Annotated in this window: 19 protein-coding genes and 1 other RNA gene; 9 read left to right on the plus strand and 11 right to left on the minus strand. The window is 71.5% G+C overall.

Features of this window, described 5'->3' with window-relative positions; genetic code table 11:
• Nucleotides 1-71 precede the first annotated feature (71 nt).
• Entirely contained in the window at nucleotides 72-614 is a 543-nt protein-coding gene (locus tag FXF51_RS11195; RefSeq protein WP_148434232.1) for a DinB family protein, read from the minus strand.
• Between the two features lie 96 nt (nucleotides 615-710).
• Here FXF51_RS11195 and FXF51_RS11200 point away from each other — a divergent pair, with 96 nt between their 5' ends.
• Nucleotides 711-1,667, plus strand: a complete 957-nt coding sequence (locus FXF51_RS11200) for a helix-turn-helix transcriptional regulator (protein ID WP_148434233.1) — start codon at nucleotides 711-713, stop codon at nucleotides 1,665-1,667.
• A gap of 478 nt (nucleotides 1,668-2,145) precedes the next feature.
• Nucleotides 2,146-2,700 (plus strand): topology modulation protein, encoded by a 555-nt coding sequence (locus FXF51_RS11205; RefSeq protein ID WP_148434234.1) that lies wholly within the window; start codon nucleotides 2,146-2,148, stop codon nucleotides 2,698-2,700.
• Nucleotides 2,701-3,127: 427 nt separating this feature from the next.
• Here the strand turns inward: FXF51_RS11205 and FXF51_RS11210 are convergent, their stop codons facing one another.
• The 3 genes from FXF51_RS11210 to FXF51_RS11220 all read right to left on the minus strand — a co-directional run bounded on the left by FXF51_RS11210 (nucleotide 3,128) and on the right by FXF51_RS11220 (nucleotide 7,120).
• Complete coding sequence (locus FXF51_RS11210; protein ID WP_148434235.1) at nucleotides 3,128-4,228, minus strand: M20 family metallopeptidase; 1,101 nt, start codon at nucleotides 4,226-4,228, stop codon at nucleotides 3,128-3,130.
• A 55-nt stretch (nucleotides 4,229-4,283) separates the two neighbouring features.
• A complete protein-coding gene (locus FXF51_RS11215; protein WP_148434236.1) occupies nucleotides 4,284-5,312 on the minus strand; it encodes a dipeptidase in 1,029 nt (342 codons plus the stop codon).
• A gap of 368 nt (nucleotides 5,313-5,680) precedes the next feature.
• Complete coding sequence (locus FXF51_RS11220) at nucleotides 5,681-7,120, minus strand: flavin-containing monooxygenase (RefSeq protein WP_148434237.1); 1,440 nt, start codon at nucleotides 7,118-7,120, stop codon at nucleotides 5,681-5,683.
• A gap of 121 nt (nucleotides 7,121-7,241) precedes the next feature.
• Between FXF51_RS11220 and FXF51_RS11225 the strand changes: the two genes are divergently transcribed.
• From FXF51_RS11225 to rnpB, 4 genes are all read left to right on the plus strand, one after another.
• Complete coding sequence (locus FXF51_RS11225; protein WP_148434238.1) at nucleotides 7,242-8,042, plus strand: Nif3-like dinuclear metal center hexameric protein; 801 nt, start codon at nucleotides 7,242-7,244, stop codon at nucleotides 8,040-8,042.
• A 2-nt stretch (nucleotides 8,043-8,044) separates the two neighbouring features.
• Complete coding sequence (locus FXF51_RS11230; RefSeq protein WP_148434239.1) at nucleotides 8,045-8,785, plus strand: zinc ribbon domain-containing protein; 741 nt, start codon at nucleotides 8,045-8,047, stop codon at nucleotides 8,783-8,785.
• Nucleotides 8,782-10,059 carry a bifunctional RNase H/acid phosphatase gene (locus FXF51_RS11235; RefSeq protein ID WP_148434240.1) on the plus strand — a complete coding sequence of 426 codons (1,278 nt, stop codon included), beginning with the start codon at nucleotides 8,782-8,784 and terminating at the stop codon, nucleotides 10,057-10,059. The genes FXF51_RS11230 and FXF51_RS11235 overlap by 4 nt, the downstream gene beginning before the upstream one ends.
• Before the next feature lie 157 nt (nucleotides 10,060-10,216).
• Nucleotides 10,217-10,608, plus strand: an RNA gene (rnpB, locus tag FXF51_RS11240) — RNase P RNA component class A.
• A 34-nt stretch (nucleotides 10,609-10,642) separates the two neighbouring features.
• Here the strand turns inward: rnpB and FXF51_RS11245 are convergent.
• Nucleotides 10,643-10,852, minus strand: a complete 210-nt coding sequence (locus FXF51_RS11245; protein WP_148434241.1) for a hypothetical protein — start codon at nucleotides 10,850-10,852, stop codon at nucleotides 10,643-10,645.
• Nucleotides 10,853-11,018: 166 nt separating this feature from the next.
• Between FXF51_RS11245 and FXF51_RS11250 the strand changes: the two genes are divergently transcribed.
• The 3 genes from FXF51_RS11250 to FXF51_RS11260 all read left to right on the plus strand — a co-directional run bounded on the left by FXF51_RS11250 (nucleotide 11,019) and on the right by FXF51_RS11260 (nucleotide 12,798).
• Entirely contained in the window at nucleotides 11,019-11,693 is a 675-nt protein-coding gene (locus FXF51_RS11250) for a hypothetical protein (protein WP_148434242.1), read from the plus strand.
• A gap of 179 nt (nucleotides 11,694-11,872) precedes the next feature.
• The gene (locus FXF51_RS11255) at nucleotides 11,873-12,490 is read left to right on the plus strand and encodes a chemotaxis protein CheB (RefSeq protein ID WP_148434243.1); all 618 of its coding nucleotides are present in this window, start codon (nucleotides 11,873-11,875) and stop codon (nucleotides 12,488-12,490) included.
• Between the two features lie 65 nt (nucleotides 12,491-12,555).
• The gene (locus FXF51_RS11260; protein ID WP_148434244.1) at nucleotides 12,556-12,798 is read left to right on the plus strand and encodes a hypothetical protein; all 243 of its coding nucleotides are present in this window, start codon (nucleotides 12,556-12,558) and stop codon (nucleotides 12,796-12,798) included.
• Between the two features lie 92 nt (nucleotides 12,799-12,890).
• On the opposite strand, the gene FXF51_RS11265 is transcribed toward FXF51_RS11260, so the two are convergent.
• The 6 genes from FXF51_RS11265 to FXF51_RS11290 all read right to left on the minus strand — a co-directional run bounded on the left by FXF51_RS11265 (nucleotide 12,891) and on the right by FXF51_RS11290 (nucleotide 20,531).
• Entirely contained in the window at nucleotides 12,891-13,526 is a 636-nt protein-coding gene (locus FXF51_RS11265; RefSeq protein WP_148434245.1) for a class I SAM-dependent methyltransferase, read from the minus strand.
• A 307-nt stretch (nucleotides 13,527-13,833) separates the two neighbouring features.
• Nucleotides 13,834-14,607, minus strand: a complete 774-nt coding sequence (locus FXF51_RS11270) for a serine hydrolase (RefSeq protein ID WP_148434246.1) — start codon at nucleotides 14,605-14,607, stop codon at nucleotides 13,834-13,836.
• A 399-nt stretch (nucleotides 14,608-15,006) separates the two neighbouring features.
• Nucleotides 15,007-16,020 carry an NAD-dependent epimerase/dehydratase family protein gene (locus FXF51_RS11275; protein ID WP_148434247.1) on the minus strand — a complete coding sequence of 338 codons (1,014 nt, stop codon included), beginning with the start codon at nucleotides 16,018-16,020 and terminating at the stop codon, nucleotides 15,007-15,009.
• A 4-nt stretch (nucleotides 16,021-16,024) separates the two neighbouring features.
• The gene (locus FXF51_RS11280) at nucleotides 16,025-18,232 is read right to left on the minus strand and encodes a SulP family inorganic anion transporter (protein WP_262379429.1); all 2,208 of its coding nucleotides are present in this window, start codon (nucleotides 18,230-18,232) and stop codon (nucleotides 16,025-16,027) included.
• Nucleotides 18,233-18,337: 105 nt separating this feature from the next.
• Complete coding sequence (locus FXF51_RS11285; RefSeq protein ID WP_148434249.1) at nucleotides 18,338-19,798, minus strand: hypothetical protein; 1,461 nt, start codon at nucleotides 19,796-19,798, stop codon at nucleotides 18,338-18,340.
• A 184-nt stretch (nucleotides 19,799-19,982) separates the two neighbouring features.
• Complete coding sequence (locus FXF51_RS11290) at nucleotides 19,983-20,531, minus strand: YbhB/YbcL family Raf kinase inhibitor-like protein (protein ID WP_148434250.1); 549 nt, start codon at nucleotides 20,529-20,531, stop codon at nucleotides 19,983-19,985.
• Between the last annotated feature and the right edge of the window lie 207 nt (nucleotides 20,532-20,738).

Genomic DNA, 20,738 nt, shown 5'->3' on the forward strand with positions numbered 1-20,738 from the left:
GCCCTTCCGTCGTGCGTTTCCTCCATGCGGGACCGGCGCCCCCGCGCCCTTCCGCCGTGCGCGTCCTCCTGTCAACCCATGCTCTTCGCGCCGTCCAGCGACTCCCGGATGATGTCCGCGTGGCCGGCGTGCTGGGTCGTCTCCGCGATGATGTGCAGCAGCACCCGCCTGGCCGACCACCGCGCGCCGGGCTCGAACCACGGCGCCTCGGGCAGAGGGTGGTCGGCGTCCAGATCGGTCAGGCTGACGACCAGCTCGTCGGTCCTGCGGGCCACCTCGTCGTACTCGGCCAGCACGCCCGCCAGCGTCTCGCCGGGCAGCAGCCGGAACCCGTTCGCGTAGACGGACTCGTCGGCCTCGGCGGGAAGCGCCATGGACGCCGGGCCCTTCACGATGAAGTCCGCCCAGTTCCGTTCGACCTGCGTCACGTGCTTGATCAGGCCGCCCACGCACAGCTGGCTGGCGGTCGTCCGCAGCCCGGCCTGCTCGTCGGTGAGGTCGCGGGCGGTGAAACGCAGGAAGTGGCGGCTGTTGGCCAGCGCCGCCAGCAGGTCGGCCCGCTCCCCGGTCACGTCGCTGCTGGTCTTGGCCGTGCTCGGCGTGTTCGCGGTCATGGTCGTCGCCTTCCGTTCGGGTCGTTCTGCCGTACAAGCATTAGACTGACAGCAATAGCGGCCACTTTCTGGCCTGAATGCCGGAAGCTCTGAAACATGGCGAACACCAGCACCCGCACCCTCCGCCTGCTGTCCCTCCTCCAGACTCATCGCTACTGGTCCGGCGCCGAACTCGCCGAACGCCTCGGCGTGTCGGCCCGCACCCTGCGCAGGGACGTCGACCGGCTGCGCGAGCTCGGCTACCCCGTCGAGGCGCAGCGCGGCGTCGACGGCGGCTACCAGCTCGCCGCCGGCGCCGCCCTGCCACCCCTCGTGATCGACGACGAGGAAGCGGTCGCCCTGACCGTCGGCCTGCAAGCCGCCGCCCAGAACCCGGTGGAAGGCATCGCCGAGTCGTCGGTGCGGGTACTGGCCAAGGTGGTGCAGGTCATGCCGGTACGCCTGCGCCGGCGCATCGACGCCCTGCGCGCCATGACCGTCTCCGCCGGCTGGGACGGTCAGACCCGCGCGGGCGTCGACCCTGCCGTCCTCACCACCATCGCCGTGGCCTGCCGCGACAACGAACGGCTCCGCTTCTCCTACACCGCCGCCGACGGCCGGCACACCGAACGCCACACGGAACCGCACCGGCTCGTGTCGCTCGGCCGCCGCTGGTACCTCGTCGCCTACGACCTCGAACGACACGACTGGCGCAGCTTCCGCGTCGACCGCCTGTCCGCTCCTCAAGGCGCCGGCTCTCGCTTCCGTCCCCGGCCCCTGCCCGCCGGGGACGCGGCCGAGTTCGTCCGGACCGGGCTGGACAGCGCGCCCTGGTCCTATTGGGTTGAGGTGGTGGTTCGGGCGCCGGCTGAGGTGGTGCGCGAGCGTGTCGGGCGGTGGAGCACGGTCGAGGAGGGGGACGACGGAGAGTGCCTGGTTCGGATGGTCGTCGATTCGCTGGAGTGGCCGATCACGGCGTTGGGGTTGATCGGGGCTGACTTTCGTGTGGTCAGCCCGCCTGAGCTGCTCGATCAGGTTCGAGAATGGGGAGCCCGCTTCAGCCGAGCCCAGTAGCCCGTCTCAGCCGCCCCGCCCGCACACCACTCTCCCGGCACGGGGCGCTTCCGTCGGACGGCACTTCCCGAAAGGGGGGCCTCACTCTCCCGGAACCACTCTCCCGGAACGGGCGCACCGCCGGACGGCACCCTCTCCAAAGGGACGGCCGTGTGCGGCATTCCCTCGAAGGGCGGCCTTGGGCGGGACTCGCTCGGAGCGGGCAGCCGTGGATGGGACACGCTCGGAGTGGGCGGCTGTGGGCGGGACTCGCTCGGAGTGGGCAGCTGTGGGCGGGACTCGCTCGGAGCGGGCAGCCGTGGACGGGACTCGCTCGGAGCGGGCGGCTTTGAGCCGGGCCCTGGGACTGACTGCCGACCTCCGGATGGCCCTCTCAGACCCAGACCGACTTAGCCACGCTCTCGGACGGGATCGTTCTCGGCCAGGATGGCTCTCGGACGGAACTCTCGGAAGGGCGGCCTTGGACAGCAACGCGGGCATGACACAACACGCCAGCCGACGCCCTCGCCGCATCGCGATACTCGGCTGCGGCGGCAGCGGCAAGACCGTCCTGGCCAACCGCCTCGGCGCAGCCCTCAACCTCCCCGTCACCCACCTCGACGCCCTCTACTACGACGACACCTGGCAGCCCACGCCGCCCGCAGAGTTCGCCGAGCGGCAGCGGTCGCTCGTCGCCGGTGACGCGTGGATCATCGACGGCAACTACGCCTCAACCCTGCCGATCCGCCTCGCCGTAGCAGACACCGTGATCTTCCTCGACCTTCCCGCCTTGACCTGCCTCTGGGGCATCGCCACCCGCCGCTGGCGCTACCGCGGCGGCCAGCACTCTTGCGCCGGCGTGTACGACCGCATCACCTGGAACTTCATCCGGTACGTCTACCGCTACCGCAAGGACATGGCCCCTCGCGTCCACACCCTGATCGCCGAACACGCCGCCCATGCCAACGTCCTGGTGCTACGCAGAAGAAGGGCCGTCGACCGATGGTCCACCACTCTCCCCGCCCAACAACCGAACGCGCCGCACACCGACTGACCACCCGCACACAGCACGTCACACCCGACCGCCTGGCCAGTGCAAACGCCGGTGCGACCCGCCGCACTGCGCATCGGTGTTGTGCGCGCGCCGGGCCTGCGCGAGACATCGGGCACCGAGCCCGCCACCGGGCCCAGCACCGGGCCTCATCCCCGCGCCGCCGCTCCCGCGCGTCCTCCGCCGCCGCCCTCGCGTCGCACCCAGCGCCGCACTTCACCGCCACACCCTGCCGTGTCGCACCACCGCGTTGTGTCGCACCACCGGGCCGTGTCGCACCACCGGGCCGTGTCGCACCACCGGGCCGTGTCGCACCACCGGGCCGTGTTACCGCGTCGCGCCGTGCCGTGTCACCGTGCCGTGTCACCGTGCCGTGTCACCGTGCCGTGTCGCAGCGTTGTGCCGAGCGCCGTGTGCCGCCGCCGTGCCGCTACCGGACCGCCTCGATGAGTGCTCGCAGCAGGGCCACCCGCCCAGGCAGCTCACTCACCACCACATGCTCGTGATCCGCATGAGCCCCACCCCCCACGGCCCCCAGCCCGTCCAGGGTTGGGCACCCCACGCCGGCCGTGAAGTTCCCGTCGGAAGCCCCGCCGACCGAAGCCGACGTTAGAGACCCCAGCCCCAGCCCCACCGCCAGTTCCTGGGCGAGGGCGAAGAGGCCGGCCGACATCGAGCTTTCCAGCGGCGGACGGTTGGGCCCGCCGAGGATTTCCAGGCGGGTGCCCGGCACCACGGGCTGCAGGGCGTGCATGGCAGCGTCCACGCGAGACTGTTCGGCGAGCTCGGCGACCCGCACGTCCACGCCCACCGAGGCGGCGGCCGGGACCGTGTTGAAGGAGGTGCCGCCCGACAGGACCGTGGGGGTGACCGTGGTCGGGCCGGTGCCCATGGCGGCGATGGTGAGGATCTGGTGGGCCAGCTCGATGCCCGCGTTGGCGCCCTTCTCCGGTTCGAGGCCGGCGTGGGCGGCCTTGCCGTGCACGTTGACGGTGTAGTTGGAGGTGCCCTTGCGGGCGGTCTTGAGCGCTCCGCCGTCCGCGCTGGCCTCCATGACGAAGGTGGCGGCCAGGCCGCGGGCGGTGTCTTGGATGAGGGGGGAGGAGGTGAGGGAGCCGACCTCCTCGTCGCCGGTGATGAGCAGGGTGATGCCGTCGAGCGAGCCGAGGCCGGCCAGGGCGTGGAAGGTCTGGACCAGGCCGGCCTTCATGTCGAACACGCCCGGCCCGCGCGCGACCCCGTCCACGAGGGACCACGGGTGGGTGGCGAGGGTGCCGATCGGCCAGACGGTGTCGTGGTGGCCGAGCAGCAGGACCTTGGGGGGTCCGAACGACCAGCGCAGGTGGGTGACGCCGTCGATCACCAGGAACTCCGGTGCGGTGCCCAGGTGGCGGGTGCCCATCGCGGCCACCACCTTGGCGCTGCGGGCCACCGCCTCCAGGTCGCTGGAGAAGGACTCGCACAGGACCAGCTCCTCCAGGTCTTGGACGAGGTCGGCGGTCTGGTGGGAGGTGTTGCCGGGCGTGCTCATGATGGTCGTCCCCCGAAGAAGTAGTCGCTGGTGGGGTGTGTTGGTGAGGTGTCGGTCACGCGAGCAGCTCGCCGAAGAAGCGGTGGACGTTGCCGCCGATGATCTGCGCGACCTCCTTCTCCGGCAGCCCGCGGGCGAGCAGGCCTTCCGTGACCATGGGCAGCCCCGCGGGCCCTTCCAGGCCGGGGACCGCCTGCTTGGGGTCGACGCCTCTGGTGTGCAGGTCTTCGCAGCAGGGCGGCGTCAGGTCGTCCATCACCTCGCGGATGAAGTCGGGGCCGAGGCCCACGTGGTCGATGCCGGCGACGGACACGATGTGCTCGATGTGGTCGAGCAGGCGGTCGAGCGTCATGTCCTCCTCGCGTTCGGCGAGGAACGGGGCGAAGAAGTTGACGCAGATGACGCCGCCGGTGGCGGCGATGGCGCGGAGCTGGTCATCGGTGAGGTTGCGGTGGTGGTCGCGCAGGGCGCGGGCGGAGGAGTGGGTGGCCAGGACCGGTCTGGTGGCCAGCTCCAGCACGTGGGCGACGCCGGTGGCGCCCAGGTGGGAGACGTCGAAGACCATGCCGAGGCGCTCCATCTCCTCCAGCGCGGCGACGCCGTGGGAGGTCAGGCCGCTGCCCGTCGCGTCCTCGCCGCTGCCGTCGGCCAGCGGGGTGCGGCCGAAGTGGGCGATGGAGGCCACCCGGACGCCCAGGCGGTGCATGGTCGGGATCAGCTCGACGCTGGCGTCGAGGCCCGGCATGCTCTCCATCGCGAGCACCAGGGCGATCTTGCCTTCGTCGATCGTCCGGTCGATGCCGGAGGCGTCGAGGCAGAGGCGTACGTGGTCGGGATTGCCCTCCGCCAGCACGTGCGCACACTCGATCATGCGCAGGGTCTGCCGCAGCGCGCCCTCCGGGCGGTACTGGTCGTCGATGAAGACGGGCAGCACCTGGAGATCGACGCCCCCTTCGAGGAGCTGGGGCAGCCATCTGTCCCGGAAGAACGAGGCCCACTGCTGCGGCGGCCGGGCGGAGACCGCCATCAGTAGATCGTTGTGAGTGTCGGCCACGACTGCGCGCTGGTGCAGGGGAAGGGTCATGGCAGGACGTTACCGCGAGGCTGGGACCTGCTCCAATGCGTCCCAGGTTCGATCTTTTGGATCACTTGTACGACTGGGGTTTGATGGGGGAGGTGCCGACCTGGGGTGGCGGAGCTGCTCGGGTGTGGCGGGTTGAGGGCGAGCACGGAGGGTTGAGGGCGAGCACGGCGGTTCGAGCGTGGCGGGCCGAGCGTGGCGGTTCGAGCGTGGCGGGTTCGGGGGCCGGCGTGGTGGGTCGAGGGTGGGGGCCGAGGGCGAGCGTGGCGGGTCAGGGGCGAGCGCGGCGCGTTGACGCGAGCATGGCCGGTTCAGGCCGAGTGGAGGTCGGGCGGAGGTCGAGCGGAGGTCGAGCGGAGGTCGGGCGCGTGCTAGCCGGGCCCGATCGCCCGGTACGCCGGCCGCGGCGGCCGGGCCGTGAGCCGCCGGTACAGCGTCGTAGGCCCGGGCCAGTTGTTCGTGACCCGCCCGGACGCCGTCTTGTACCAGCTCTGACACCCCGCCCCCCAGACCATCCGGTCCATGGCCGCGTCGAGCTGCCGCCGCCACGCCGCCATCACCTCGGGCCGCACCTCGATGGGCCCGCTCCCGCCCAGGTGCGGCAGGCAGGCCATGACATGGTTCACCTGGCATTCGATCATGAAGATGATCGAGTTGTGCCCCAGGTTCGTGTTGGGCCCGTACAGCATGAACATGTTCGGGAACCCGGGCACCGAGATCCCGAGATAGGCCTCGGCCCCGTCGGCCCACCGCTCCTCCAGCGTCTGCCCCTCGCGCCCGACGACCTCCATCGGAGCAAGGAACTCGGTGCTCCTGAACCCGGTCGCGTACACGATCGTGTCCACCTCGTGCGTCCCCTCGGTGGTCTCGATCCCCTTGGACGTGACCCGCACGATCTTGTCCGTCACCACTGACACGTTCGGCCTGGTCAGCGCCGGATAGAAGCTGCTGTCGATGACGACCCGCTTGCACCCCGGCGGGTAGTCGGGCGTCAGTTTCGACCGAAGCGCGGGGTCGGGCACCTGGTCGCGCAGGTGCCGCAGCGCCCGCTGCTTGAGCAGCCCCACGCTCCACCCCTGGGAGAGGGCGGGGTAGAGGGTGCCTTCCGCGTACCGGTAGATCCATTCGCGGTAGGCGCGCTGCAGCCCCGGGACGTAGTGGAAGGCGAGCCGCGTCAGCGGCCCGAACGCGGCGTCGGGCTTGGGGATCACCCAGTTGGGCGTGCGCTGGAAGACGTGCAGGTGCTCGGCGCGTTCGGCGACGCGGGGGATGAGCTGGGCGGCGGAGGACCCGTTCCCGATGACGGCGACGCGGCGGCCGGTGAGGTCGTGCTCGTGGTCCCAGCGGGCCGAATGGAACGAGACCCCTTCGAACTCCGCCATGCCCGGAATGTCAGGCATACGGGGACGGTTGAGCTGCCCGACCCCCATGACCAGCACGTCGAACGCCTCCGTACCGTCCGTCGTGGTGATCTGCCAGTGCGCGCCGTCGAAAACAGCCCGCCGCACTTCGGTGCGGAAGCGGATTTTTCTCCTGACGTCGTATTTATCGGCGCAATGTTCGAGATATCCGAGAATCTCGGGTTGCTCCGGGTAGCGGCGCGTCCAGCTCGCATACTTCTCGAACGAGTACGAGTACAGATGCGAGGGAATGTCGCACCCCGCCCCCGGATAACTGTTGTCCCGCCAGGTGCCGCCGAGATCCCCGGCCTTCTCGAAGACCGTGTACGAGCGAATCCCCGCCCGTTCGAGCTGGATCGCCATGCACAGCCCGCCGAAGCCCGCTCCGACGATCGCGACGCGTGGTGCCATGCCGCCCTCCGCACGTAAGTCAGGATTCACTTACATTACGCCGAACCTCGTTCTGAAGACACCCCTCCCCACGCCCGCCGCGAGGCGCTCCGCGGGCCGGTAGTCTGCGCAGGTGGCTGCTGTGACGTTGACTGACGTGATCGAGGTGCTCGAGGCGGCCTACCCGCCCGCCCGAGCCGAGTCGTGGGACGCGGTGGGGCTGGTCAGCGGCGACCCGGCCCAGAAGGTACGCCGGGTGCTGCTCGCGGTCGACCCGGTCGCCGCCGTGGCCGAGGAGGCGCTCGACTGGGGCGCCGACCTGATCGTCACCCACCACCCCCTCTACCTGCGCGGCACCACCTCCGTGGCCACCACCACGCCCAAGGGCAGGCTCCTCCACACCCTGATAAAGAACGACATCGCCCTCTATACCGCCCACACCAACGCCGACGTCGCGAACCCGGGCGTGTCCGACGCTCTGGCCAGGGCCGTCGGGCTGGTGGGCGACCTGGTCCCGCTGCAGCCGTTCCCCGACGACCCGTGGCGCGGGCTGGGCCGCATCGGCGAGCTGCCGGAGAAGACGACGCTGGGGGAGTTCGCGCGGCTGGCGGCCGAGGGGCTGCCGCGCACGCCGGCGGGGATCCGCGTGGCGGGCGACCTGTCCCGGCCGGTCCTGCGCGTGGCGGTCAGCGGCGGCGCGGGCGACTCTCTCCTGGGCATGGCCGCCGCCGCGGGCGTCGACGTGTTCCTCACGGCCGACCTGCGGCATCATCCTGCCAGCGAGTTCGTGGAGTCGGGCGGGCCCGCGCTGATCGACGCTGCGCACTGGGCGACCGAGTGGCCCTGGCTCGACAGCGCGGCGTCCATCTTGCGCGAGAGTGGCGTTACCGTTGAAACACGTGTCTCCGCCACGGTCACCGATGCTTGGACAAGAGGATATTGATCATGAAAGCAGCCCCTGAGGCACAGAAGCGACTGCTCGACCTGGCAGAGCTCGACTCCGTGATTGATCGGCTGGCGCACCGCCGCCGCACCCTGCCCGAGCTGGCCGAGATCGACGAGCGCTCCAAGGCCTTCGCCAAGCTCTCCACTCAGGTGATCGAGGCCGAGACCGAGGCCGGCGACCTCGCCCGCGAGCAGACCAAGGCCGAGAACGACGTCGACGCCGTCCGCACCCGCGCCGACCGCGACCAGAAGCGCCTCGACTCCGGCGCCGTGACCTCGCCGCGCGACCTGGCGAGCCTGCAGTCCGAGATCACCTCGCTGCACAGGCGGCAGGGCGACCTGGAGGAGGTCGTGCTGGAGATCATGGAGCGCAGGGAGGCCGCCGACACCAAGGTGAGCGACCTGGCGACCAAGCGCGACGAGGAGCGGGGTGCGCTGTCCGCGGCGGAGGACCGCCGCGACGCCGCGCTGGGCGACATCGAGAAGGAGGCGGGCGAGGTGCAGGGCCGCCGCACGGGCGTCGCCGGCGACATCCCCGCCGACCTGCTCAAGCTCTACGAGAAGCTCAGGGAGCAGTACGGAGTGGGCGCCGCCATGCTGCACGGCGGCCGGTGCCAGGGCTGCAAGGTGGCCCTGTCCATCGCCGAGATGAACCGCATCAAGGCCGCCCCGCACGACGAGGTGCTCCGGTGCGAGGAGTGCCGCCGCATCCTCGTCCGTACCCCAGAGTCCGGCCTGTGACCTCGTACGTCATCGAAGCCGACGGCGGCTCGCGCGGCAACCCCGGCCCGGCCGGTTACGGCGCGGTCGTCATGGACGCCTCCGACGGCCAGGTGCTGGCGGAGGCGGCCGAGGCGATCGGCGTCACGACCAACAACGTCGCCGAGTACCGCGGCCTGATCGCCGGCCTGCGGGCCGTGCTCGACCTGGCCGGCGACGGGGCGGCGGTGGCCGTCCGGATGGACTCGAAGCTGGTCGTCGAGCAGATGGCCGGGCGCTGGAAGATCAAGAACGAGGGCCTGCGCCCGCTCGCCGCCGAGGCCGGCGCGCTGGTCAGACGGCTGCGGGTGACGGAGTGGACGTGGATCCCCCGCGAACGCAACTCCCACGCCGATCGCCTGGCCAACGAGGCCATGGACGCCGCCGCCAAGGGCCTGACCTGGAAGGCGGGCGGCACCAGCACTGCCACGGCCGATCCGGAGCCCGGCGAGGGCGTCGGCGCGGGTCCGGCGAAGTCCCGCAAGAGCGCGAGCCCGTCCAAGCCAGCCCGCCAGACCGACCTCCTCGACGCGGGCGACATGTCCGAGCTGTCCGCCCCCACCGCCTCCGTGGCCACCGCCCAGCAGACCGCCAGGGCCACCCCTTCGGGCAAGGGCACCGGCTGGGCCCCGCCGACCCGCGTCGCCACCTCCCTGCTGCTCCTCAGGCACGGCGAGACCGAGCTGTCACTCGAACGCAGGTTCTCCGGCCGTGGCGAGGCCGAGCTCACGCCGAACGGCCTGGCCCAGGCCTCGGCGGCCGCCGCCAGGCTGTCGCGCGACCCGTACCGTCTGGATGTGGTCGTCACCTCGCCGCTCAAGCGCGCCAGGCAGACCGCGGAGGCGGTCGCCGAGCAGGCCGGCGTCGAGGTCGAGGTGTTCGAGGACCTCAGGGAAGCCGACTTCGGCGCCTGGGAGGGGCACACGTTCACGGAGGTGCAGCGCCGCTGGCCCGCCGAGCTGTCGGCCTGGCTGGCCGACCCCGACGTAGCCCCGCCGGGCGGCGAGAGCTTCGCCCAGACCGCCCGCCGCGTGCAGGCGGCCAGGCAGCACCTCGTGGAGCGGTACGAAGGCAAGACGGTGGTCGTGGTCTCCCACGTGACGCCCATCAAGCTGCTCCTCAGGGACGCGCTGCTGGCGCCGCTCGAGTCCCTCTACCGTATGCACCTCGACCTGGCGTGCCTGTCGCTGGTCGAGTACTACGCCGACGGGCCGGCCGTCGTCAAGTCCTTCAACGACACCGGGCACCTGCGCTGACCTGCGTTGATGGGCTGCCGTGCCGGGAACCGCCAGTGACTGCCCGGCACGGCCGCCGCGTCGCCACCGCCCCCCTCAGGCGGTGACTCCGCCATTCCAGCGAATCGATCTTGTCGCTGAGTTGGGAACGGCTTGAGATTTGATAAGGTCACCCAGACGAGTCGGCCGGGCGACCGCGTCGGGCCACACCAGGCCCGCCGAGGAAGGTCCGGGCTCCACAGGGCAGGGTGGTCGGTAACGCCGACCCGGGGCGACCCGCGGGACAGTGCCACAGAAAGCAGACCGCCCTCCGGCCTGGCCGGGGGGTAAGGGTGAAAGGGTGGTGTAAGAGACCACCAGCGCCCACGGTGACGTGGGCGGCTAGGTAAACCCCACCCGGAGCAAGGTCAAGAAGGGACGCTCCACGGAGCGTTCCGCGCGCGACGTTCGAGGGCTGCCCGCCCGAGCCGCGCGGGTAGACCGCTCGAGGCCGCCGGCAACGACGGCCCTAGATGGATGGTCGCCCCTTCGCAAGAAGGACAGAACCCGGCCTACAGGCCGACTCGTCACCTCCGCTCGGCGGCCTCCGCGTCAACGGTGTCGATCAGTGGTCGCCGCCGCGGTCACGTCGATCGCGTTCGATGAGCCTTTGCAGATCCCTGCGGAATGCCGAACCTTCGAGACCAGGATGTCCCGTCCTCTTGTCGGCCATGATGTGCTGGGCGTGGTCGAAGCAGAACGCGTACCCTCGCATGATCGTGTAGGCCTCGCCGGCTCGCTTCTGCCCTAAGCAGACATAGCAGTACAGGGTCATGTTCCGACGGTAGCCAATGATGGCGGTTCGGGGGTTTTGAGCCCACGTCAAGGGCGGCCTCGTCCCACGCGCCCGGGGCCTCGGGCGGCCGTTCAGCCATACCCTGAGGAAAGGATGTCGGCTCGTCGGGTGGCGCGCGAGCGTGGCCAGGCTGACACTCGATGCCATGGACATCGGCAACGGCGCGGACATGGGCGCGCGCAGGGAGCGCGTCGCCCGCCTGCTGGAGAGATCCCAGTCCGCGTTACGGCGGGCCGAAGAGCTGCAACTGAACGCGGACGCGAGCTGGCAACGGCTGGCGATCCGGGAGGCGGACGCCCGCGAACGGCTGGAGCGCCTGCGGGCCGACGGCCGGACCTCCGGTGCCGTGGGCCGCTTCCTGCTGCCGTGCATGGACTACGCCGATCCCCGCGACGTCGCGGCGACGGCGCTGCGGGCGGCACTGGAGCTCACCGGCGCCGACATGGGTGACGTGCAACTGCTCGACGGGGCCGAGGGCGGGCTGACGATCGTCGTGCAGCAGGGGTTGCGCCCGCCGTTCCTGGACGTCTCCGCGGTCGTGCGGGATGGGGTCGTGCGGGATGGGGTCGCGCGCGAGGTGGAGCGTGAGCTGGCGGAGACGCCTGTGGGGCGGGTGCTGCTGGATGCGGAGGCGCGTACCGTGCATGCCACGCCCGTCCTCGACGACCAGGGCGCGCTGCTGGGGATGATGTCGATCCACTACCGCACCGTGCGCGACCTGACGATGGCGGAGCGCGGCCTGCTGCGGGTGCTGACGCACCGCCTGGGCCGGCTGCTGCAGGCGACCAGGCTGCCGCCGCTCGCGACCTCCACACTATGATCTTCGAGTACGTCCTGCGCCGCCACGCCAAGCGGTCCCCTCCCGCAAGCATCCCGTGAACCCGTGGCGCCCCTGCTGATTCAGACCGGTCGTTTCGCGGCATACCGGTCCGTGTCGGTACCCGAGCCGATGAGCGGGGTCCGGCGCGGCCTGTGAACGTGCCGTGGGGGAGGGAAGCCATGGATATCGGGGAGTACGCCCTTGGAAAGACACCCGTGGTGGCGCTGGTGTGCTCCGCGGGAGGGCTGCCGGCGCTGAGCACGGTGCTGTCCGGCCTGCCCGCCGACCTTCCCGCGGCGGTGCTGGTTCTGCAGCACATGCCGCCCGACCGGCCCAGCCTGCTGCATGTCCTGCTGGACAGGGCGACGGCGCTGCAGGTCGAGGAGGCCGAGGACGGTCAGCCGCTGACGGCGGGCCGGGTCCTGGTCGCCCCGCCGGGACGGCACACCCTGATCACCACGGAGGAGACGATCGCGCTGATCCCCTCCGGCAGCACCCCGCCGTACCGGCCCTCGGCCGACCTGCTGCTGACCACGCTGGCCGTCGTGACGGGGCCGCGGGCGATCGCGGTGGTGCTGTCCGGCCACGGCAACGACGCCGCCACCGGCTGCACCGCGGTGCATCGCTTCGGCGGCACCGTGATCAGCGCCAGCCTGGAGAGCTCGGCCCAGCCGGCCATGCCGCAGGCCACGATCGGCCGCGACGCCATCACCGACCACGTGGTTCACGTGGACGATCTCGCCGCCATGCTGCTCATCCTGACCACCACACCACTCCTCGAACCACCCGAGAGGTGACCGCACGGGCCCTGAATGTGCCGGAGAACAAGGGGTATGTGCGGGGCCATGAGTGAGGTGCGTCCTTGAACGAGCACCAGCACGACTGGTTGCGGCAGGCTCGGGAAAGAGGCCGGCGAGCCAGGGAACGGTCGCAGCAGGCCCGGCAGCGGCTCGACGCGGCGCTCGACCAGAGCGAGGCCGCTCTCGAACGGCTGCACAAGCTGGAGATCGAGACGAAGCGGCGCGGCGGTATCCGGCAGGAGGAGGCGGTTTTCGCGCAGGGTGACGTCCCGGGGCAAGGGGAGGCGGCATTCCGCGTGGGGTGACGTCCCGGGGCAGGCGGAGGCGGGCTTCAGGGCAGGGTGACGTCCGTGGCAGGCGGAGGCAAGGCTTTTCGGCAAGGCGCGCCTGGGGCGGGTTACCGTCGCGCGTGACCGAGGACGTGCGTCAACCGCGGCATCCCCGGCTGGGGCGCGAACCCGAACCTGTCCGACTCGACCACCTCGAACCCGGCCCGCCGGATTGCCCCGAGCGTGTCCCGGTTCGGCCGGCACCCGCCCGCCGCCCGCCGCCACACCGGCGTGACGACGTCCTCCAGCAGGCCGAACGCCGGGTTGGGTGAGCGTACGTGCTCGTAGAAGCGCAACCGCCCGCCGGGCCCGAGCACCCGCGCCGCCTCCGCCAGCGCCCGCGCCTGCGACGGAACCGAGCACAGCACCAGCGACACCACCACCTCGTCGAACGCCCCGTCATCGGCCGGCAGCTCCTCGGCGTGCCCGGACACCACCGACACCGGCACCGGCGCCGACGCGGCCTGCGCCCTGGCCAGCTCCCGCAGCGTGTCGTCCGGCTCCACCGCCACGACCCGCGTGACCGCCGGAGGGTAGTGGGCGAAGTTGCGGCCGTTGCCCGCTCCGACCTCGATCACCGTCCCCTCGGCCCCGGCCAGCAGCCGCCGCCGGTGCTCGTACCCGCCCCGCCGGTCCACGAGCTCGGCCACCCGCGCGTACGCCTGGGCGAAACGCGGATGCTGGAAATCGGACTGTCGCGTCATCGCATCCCCTTGGAACGGCTCCTTCCAGCATGCCTCACCACCCGATCACGGCACTGCCGGATCGCCTGCCTGGATCACCAGCCGGATCGCCTCGGCTGAGTCGGCCTGCGGGATCGGCCTAGGGATGGGCCTGCGAGGTGGGTTTGCGGGGTGTGTTTGCGGGGTGGGTTCGCGGGGTGGGGCTGCGAGGTGGGTCTGCGAGGTGGGTCTGAGAGGTGGGTCTGAGAGGTGGGTCTGCGGGATAAGGCGGCGGGAAGGGCCGGCGGGAAGGGCTTGCCGGATCGCTCGACCGAATCGCCCTACCGCCCTATCGAATCGCCCGGCCGACCGCCTCGGCGACCAGCTCGCTGACACGCTCCACCACCTTGATCCCCACCCCCATCGACCGATGCCGCCGCGAGACCACAGCGATCAGATACGTCCGCCCACCCGCCCGCACCCGCCCGATGCTGTTGACCGTCCACCGCCCCCCGTCCCGCTCCCGAGGCAGCCACCCGTTCTTGACCTCGGCCTTCCCACCGGCAGCGCTCACCCCCCACGCCTGCTCCGGCACCACGTCCCGCATCAGGCCCAGCACGTAGCGACGGTGCCGCGCCGACAGCGGGCTCTTGGCCGAGACCAGCGCGTTCAACAGCCGCACCTGGTCGGCGGCGCTGGTCGTGGTCGAGCCCCACGCCCCGCCGGGCCCCGGACGCGTGTCCCGCAGCCCGAGCTTCTTGTTCGCCTTGGCGAGACCGGAGCCGCCCCCGATGGCCGCCCACAACCGGGACGCGGCGGCGTTGTCGCTGACCTTGATCGCCTGCGCCGCCGCCCGCCTCTCCCACCCCGTCAGCGCGCGCCGCTGCCGCTGGGCGCGCAGCAGCAGGGCCACCACCATGTCGACCTTGACGATGCTGGCCGTGGCCGTTCTGAGTCCGGGGTTGTAGGAGTAGGACAGGCCGGACGAGAGCTCCCGCACCGATACGGCGAGATCGCCGTCCACGCCGCGCAGGTAGCGGTCGAGCGAGCGCGTGAGGCCCTTCCGATAGGAGGTGTGCGAGGGCGCCGGGTAAGACGTGTACGAGGGCGCAGCGGCGGCCACGCGGGTGAGCGGAAGGGGCGGAGGCTCGGGAACCCCGCTGAAGGTCAGAAGAGCGAAGGCGGCGGACGCGCCGGCCCATCGCGCCCCGGGATGCGCGGGCACGACAAGCTACCCGGAAGCCGACAAATCGATTCGCATGGCAGGCAGCATTCCTGCCCACGTGTTTCCACCGTGTTAGCTGAGCCGCATGAGACACGGTGAGGGGCGGAGGTGATCCGTCCCGCCGTCGAGCTACCATCGGCGGCCCCGTCCAGAGGGCATATAGCTCGACGTCGGGCACCTCCGCCCCTCCGGCCCCTGGGAGTCAGGACCGGCGTCGCGAGGAGCGCCATGGGCAAGTGGAGAACCTCGCTGGCAGAGCGACCTTAACCCGGCCCACGCCGCCCGTTCTGCGGAGGATTACGCAGAACGCGACTCCCATGCGGAAAGAATGGCCGCCTCCTTCTCCGGGGCCATGCCGTGCCGGTTCTTCTTGCCGTAGTTGCGCTTGTCCTCGGGGATCTCGCGCAGCCAGGCCCACGTGTCGCGCACCGTCTCCGCCACCGGCCTGGTGCGCAGCCCGGCCGCCTCGGCCTTGGCCGTCGGGACGCTCCAGAAGTTGTCCCTGACCTCCGACGGCGGGCTCCACAGCGGCAGCTCCACGAACGCCCCCGCCTCCTGCTCCACCAGGAACGCGTCGTCCACCCACACCAGCTCGGCGCCAGACTCCGTGGCCGCCACACACTCGGCCAGCCACGCGCCGTACGTCGTCTCGCCGGCCGGGCCCGTCACCAGGAAGCTGCCGGAGGCGCCGCGCGCGGCCTGGTCGAGAGTGAAGGCCGCCACGTCGCGGGCGTCCACGACCTGCAGCGGCCCGGACGGCTCGCCGGGGGCCAGCACCTTGCCGCCCCGGGAGATCCTGGTCAGCCACCACGGCAGCCTGGCCACGTCCTCGTGCGGGCCGAGGATGACGCCGGGCCGCACGATCAGCGCGTCGCCGTCGAAGCCCTCCTCGATCGCCCGCTCGCAGCCCGCCTTCAGCGCCCCGTAGTCGCCGTCGTCCGGCCCGGCGTCCGGCGCGCACGCCCAGCCGGGCGCCTCCTCCACGGCGGGCTTGGCGGGGAAGCCGTCGACCGCCGAGACGCTGGACACGAACGCGTACGTGGCCACCCGGCCCGACAGCACCGCCACCGACTCGCCCACCACGCGCGGCACGTAGCCGCAGGTGTCGACCACGACGTCCCACGAGCGGCCCTCGGCCAGCCGCTCCAGGTCCGCGCGCGCCTCCCTGTCGCCCCGCACGGCCTCCACGCCGGGCACGTCGGCCCCGCTGCGCCCTCTGTTGAACGTCGTCACCTCATGGCCCCGCGCCAGCGCCGCCTCCACGACAGCGCGCCCCAGGAACCCCGACCCACCCATGACCAGAACCTTCATGGGTTCAATCCTCGCTCGTGACCACCGTGCGATCGAACTTCTTCACGCAGAGCGTAGGCCGCAGCGGCGGCACCATGTGCACCCGGGCGGAGCCGATGTCGAAGTACAGCCCGACCAGCTCCAGCTTGCCCGCCCGCACCTGCTCGTCGACCTTGCGGTAGGTCCGCAGGTTCTCCAGTTGCTGCTGGACGTTGACGCGGCACAGCACGTCCAGCGCCCCGGCGTGCAGCCGCTCGCCCTCGGTCTCGATGAACGTGGCCAGGCTGTGGTCACCGTGGCGCAGCCACCTGCGCAGCCCTGGCAGGCTGCCGGCCTGCACCCCGCCGCTCAGCACCCCGGCCATCGCGCCGCAGCCCGAGTGCCCGCACACGGTGATCGTGTGCACGCCCAGCACCTGCGTCGCGTACTCGATCGCCGCCACCACCGAGTCGTCGTGCGGCTCGGAGCCCTTGCGCGGCACCAGGTTGCCGATGTTGCGCACGGTGAACAGGTCGCCGGGGCCGCTCGCGGTGATCAGGCTGGGCATGATGCGGGAGTCGGCGCACGTGATGAACAGGTGCGACGGCTGCTGCTTGCGGGCCAGCTCGGTGAAGATGGGCTTCACGAGCGGCGCCGTACGGCGGTGGTACTCGCGCGCACCCGCCGTCAGCAGGCACTCCGACGCGCCGTCGTGGGACACGCTGACCGGCTCTTGCTCGCGGCGCCGGTGCGCCCACGGCAGCCACCAGCGGTCCGGCGCCTTCAGCGGCGACTTGGCGGGCAGCGTGCGCGCCCCGCTGGCCGCCAGCGCGTACCACTCGTCGTGCAGCTCGTCGATGACCACCGTGCCGCCCATGCGCTCGTGGTCGAGCCGCCAGGAGTGGATGGCCTCGAAGGCGCCGTTGTCCATGAAGTCGATGTTCAGGTCGAGGTCGACGGTCGTGGCCGCGGGGATCGTCCGCAGCTCGTGCGTCAGCCTCGGCACGCCCAGGAACGTCAGCGACCCCGAGATCGTCACGTTCAGCCGCCCGTCGCGGTCCTCCCGCTTGAGCACCGTCACCCAGGTCAGGCGGCGCAGCGCGAGCAGCGCGGCCAGCGCCAGCCCCGCCAGCACCCCCTCGGCCAGGCCGAGCAGGATGACGGCGGCCATCGTCACCAGGTACACCGGCACCTCGCCGTGCCCGTGCACCTTCCTGATGTGGCCCAGGTTCACCATCTGCACGCCGATCAGCACCAGCAGCGCGGCCAGCGCCTCCAGCGGGATCAGCGTGATCGTCCAGCCGAAGCCGAGCGCGAACACCAGCACCCACACCCCGTGCAGGATCGCCGACCAGCGCGTACGGGCGCCCGCCCGCACGTTCGCGGTGCTGCGCACGATCACCCCGGCCACGGGGAGGCCGCCGAGCGCGCCGGTGACCATGTTCGCCACGCCCTGGCCGGTCAGCTCCTGGTCGAGGTCCACCCGGCGCCCGCCGTGCATGCCGTCGATCGCCACCGAGCACAGCAGCGACTCGCACCCGGCCAGCAGCGCCACCAGCAGCACCGAGACCACCACCAGGTGCCAGTCGCCCTGCGGCAGCACGGGGAAGGCCCACTCGCCGAGGCTGTCGGACAGGTCCACCCGCGTCACGTCCCAGCCGAACGCCCACGCCGTCACCGCCGCCGTGGCCAGCGCCGCCAGCGGCGCGGGGATCACCTTGACGCGCCTGGGCAGCCGCGTCCACAACGCCAGGACGGTGATCGTGAGGATGCCGACGGCCACCTTGTGCCCGTGCAGGTCGGCGATCTGGCCGGGCAGCTCCAGCACGTTCGCGATGGCGGACTTCTGCGGGCTGCCGCCCAGCACCACGTGGAGCTGCGAGAGGGCGATGATGACGCCGACGGCCGCCAGCATGCCGTGGATCACGGCCGGCGACACCGCCAGCGCCGCCCTGGCCGCCTTCAGCACCCCCAGCACGAGCTGGACGGCCCCGGCCAGCAGGGTGATCATGCAGGTGGCGCGCCACCCGTACGTGTGCACGAGGTCCACGACCACCAGCGACAGCCCGGCGGCGGGGCCGCTCACCTGGACGGCAGAACCGCCCAGCGCGCCCGCCACGACGCCGCCCACCACGGCGGCGATCAACCCGGCCGCCAGCGGCGCTCCTGAGGCCATCGCGATGCCCAGGGAGAGGGGCACCGCGATGAGGAAGACGACGAGCGAGGCTGGCACATCATGCCGGAGGGTGCTCATCCAGCTACTCTGCGTGTCGCGGAACATGGAGCAAACCCTAGGGCTCCGTCGTCCTCGCTTCAGGGGGGAGTCGCGCTGGTTTTACCTATTCATGGGTACTGGAGATCACCGGTAGTAGTCGTGCGGATAGTCCTGCTGGTCCGGGCCGCGCCGGTGGTTGCCGCGGCCGTCGCCGCGCGCCTGCGCGGGCTGGCCGGGCCGGCTCCCGGCGGCGCCGTTGCCCGCCGACGGCGGCTCGGGCCAGGCGGCGGGGCTGGTCGTGATGTCGCCGGTCTCGTACGCGCCCGCCGCGAACGGGGAGGCGGGCGGAACCGGCGGCGTCGGGGTGGACAGCACGTCGTAGTTCGAGACGGCCCGGCCGGGCACGGTCGGCGTGCCGCTGGCGGGGGAGGGGCCGGTCAGCGGGTCGGAGTCGTCGGCCACGGCCCAGCCGGAGCGCACCTCGTACGAGGCGGGATAGGACGAGCGCGCGGCGGGCTGCTCGAACGCCGGCCACGAGCTGGCGCCGGGGTAGGGCGTGGCGGAGGGGGTGGGGGCCGGGTCGTCCAGGATGTCGGCCGAGGCCGCCCAGGAGCCGGACGTGGTGCCCGCGGGCTGCTGGGTCCAGGTGGTCTCGAGCGCGTCGGCCGCGCCGCCGCCGTACGCGGGGAACGGGTCGCTCGTCGGCGCGCCGTGGATGGGGCCGGGAGCGGCCGGGAAGTTGCCGCTGGAGGTCGGGCTCACCGCGGGGAACGAGCCGCTGCCGCTCGCGGTGCCGGGGTAGGCGCTGTTGGAGGAGATGGCGTTGGACGAGACCGCGTTGGAGGAGACGGGGGTGGGCCGGGGGGAGGGGGCCGGCTCGGGGCGGGTGGGGGCGGGCACCGGCTGGGCCGCCGCGCCGAGGATGCTCAGCACGTCGGGCGTCGGCGCCGCGAACGTCATGGTGCGCTGGTCGGCCAGCTCGGCCTGGCTGGGAGCGCGCTTCTGCGGCTCGACCAGGTCGGCGAGGTTGGCCGACGCGGCGGCGGGCTGACGCTGCGGGAGGGGGGCCTGAACGGTGGCCGCGTTGGGGTCGACACCGGCGGAGGCGGCGGCGGGCCGCGGCTTGGCGGCGCGCTCGGGCCGCTTGGCGGGACGCTTGGGCTGCTGCCCGGCCTCGGCGGCGGGACGGTCGGGGCGTTCCACCGGACGGGAGGCGCCCTTCCTGGCGGCCACGGTGCCCCCGGCGCCGAACTCGCCCTCCTCCGCGTCACTGCGGATGTTGGCCCAGAACTCCTCGTCATCGTCGTCGGTCGTCGGGTTGCCCCACTCGTCGACGCCACGCCTGCCACGCTGACCGGTACGCACCGGTTTGGCCTTGACCTCGTCGATCGGACTGAAGTCAGGACTGAAATTGGCCATCCGCGGCTCGTGCGCCGCGAACTGGTCCGTCGAACGAGTCTGTGTCTGCTCCTCCTTCTCGGCCATCTCCTTCAGCCGTTCCGGAGGAAGCGAGCTCTCCCTGCGGTTCATCGAGCGCATGCCCAGTGCCACGACGACGAGCACGAGGAGCACGACAGCGACCAAGCTCACTACGACCGCGATCATTGCACCACCCTCAAAGCCATGGCCTCCCTCTGGCACCGATGAGATCGCGCGGCCATCGACGCGATCTGCCCCCTTTGATCACCAGTGCCTAACAATTGGATCTGATTGTGTCGGACCACTATGAGAGTTGTCACACCCTACGTGAATAATTGGTACACCGGCACTACCTGCCGTGATCGGCCTCTCACTGGATGTCCACCACCGTGAGACGGCCGCGGGCGATGGTCTGTTCCGCGATCTTCTTCAGCACCGCGGGCAGCGGGGAGCCCGCCGGAAGACCCACCTTGCCGCTCAGCGTGTACACCGTGAACCGATAGCCGGCCTTCGGCTCGCACGGAGCCTCGTAACCCACCTTGCCACTGGTCACCCTCGCCTGCCCCGTGCCCGCCGGCGGGTCGGCGGCGGCGTTGGGGCCCAGCTCCGTCGTGGTGGCCGGGATGTCGTAGAGCACCCAGTGCACCGCTGCCTTCTCGGACGTGTGGCTGTCGACCACGATGGCGATCGACTTGGCCTTGGACAGCGGTTGGCTGGACCAGCGCAGCGGAGGGCTTTCCTGGTTGCCCTCGCAGGAGTATTCGCCGGGCAGCGGCTTGCCCTCGCGCAGCTCAGGACTGGAGACGTTGATCTCGGCGATGTCCTGCGCCTGGGACCTGCCGATGAAACCGAGACTGGCGCAACCCGACAGCGACAGTGCGACCGCCGCCGCCGTCACACTGACAGCGAAGCGTCGCATGCGCGATGCCGCGTTACACAGCCCCATGCCGGACGATGCTACGCGGCTCTCGGCGGTGCGCAGACCGTTTCTCGATGGTCGGTGGTCGGTAAAGGATCCGAAAAGCGCAAGATTGAGGGCATTCGCGTAGTGAGGTTGGCCACATCGCCGCCCTCCGAAGCGTGTGTCGTGTTCGCATTCGCCCTTGGCAGGCCGCCCGTCCCGGTG

This window comes from Nonomuraea sp. PA05 (assembly GCF_008086045.1).
GTDB classification, from domain to species: Bacteria; Actinomycetota; Actinomycetes; order Streptosporangiales; family Streptosporangiaceae; genus Nonomuraea; species Nonomuraea monospora.

Bases quoted from the DNA above. Each gene is read 5' to 3' on its own strand.
- FXF51_RS11195 (WP_148434232.1), bottom strand. From the start codon at position 614: ATGACCGCGAACACGCCGAGCACGGCCAAGACCAGCAGCGACGTGACC.
- FXF51_RS11200 (WP_148434233.1), top strand. From the start codon at position 711: ATGGCGAACACCAGCACCCGCACCCTCCGCCTGCTGTCCCTCCTCCAG.
- FXF51_RS11205 (WP_148434234.1), top strand. From the start codon at position 2,146: ATGACACAACACGCCAGCCGACGCCCTCGCCGCATCGCGATACTCGGC.
- FXF51_RS11210 (WP_148434235.1), bottom strand. From the start codon at position 4,228: ATGAGCACGCCCGGCAACACCTCCCACCAGACCGCCGACCTCGTCCAA.
- FXF51_RS11215 (WP_148434236.1), bottom strand. From the start codon at position 5,312: ATGACCCTTCCCCTGCACCAGCGCGCAGTCGTGGCCGACACTCACAAC.
- FXF51_RS11220 (WP_148434237.1), bottom strand. From the start codon at position 7,120: ATGGCACCACGCGTCGCGATCGTCGGAGCGGGCTTCGGCGGGCTGTGC.
- FXF51_RS11230 (WP_148434239.1), top strand. From the start codon at position 8,045: ATGAAAGCAGCCCCTGAGGCACAGAAGCGACTGCTCGACCTGGCAGAG.
- FXF51_RS11245 (WP_148434241.1), bottom strand. From the start codon at position 10,852: ATGACCCTGTACTGCTATGTCTGCTTAGGGCAGAAGCGAGCCGGCGAG.
- FXF51_RS11250 (WP_148434242.1), top strand. From the start codon at position 11,019: ATGGACATCGGCAACGGCGCGGACATGGGCGCGCGCAGGGAGCGCGTC.
- FXF51_RS11255 (WP_148434243.1), top strand. From the start codon at position 11,873: ATGGATATCGGGGAGTACGCCCTTGGAAAGACACCCGTGGTGGCGCTG.
- FXF51_RS11265 (WP_148434245.1), bottom strand. From the start codon at position 13,526: ATGACGCGACAGTCCGATTTCCAGCATCCGCGTTTCGCCCAGGCGTAC.
- FXF51_RS11275 (WP_148434247.1), bottom strand. From the start codon at position 16,020: ATGAAGGTTCTGGTCATGGGTGGGTCGGGGTTCCTGGGGCGCGCTGTC.
- FXF51_RS11280 (WP_262379429.1), bottom strand. From the start codon at position 18,232: ATGAGCACCCTCCGGCATGATGTGCCAGCCTCGCTCGTCGTCTTCCTC.
- FXF51_RS11285 (WP_148434249.1), bottom strand. From the start codon at position 19,798: ATGATCGCGGTCGTAGTGAGCTTGGTCGCTGTCGTGCTCCTCGTGCTC.
- FXF51_RS11290 (WP_148434250.1), bottom strand. From the start codon at position 20,531: ATGCGACGCTTCGCTGTCAGTGTGACGGCGGCGGCGGTCGCACTGTCG.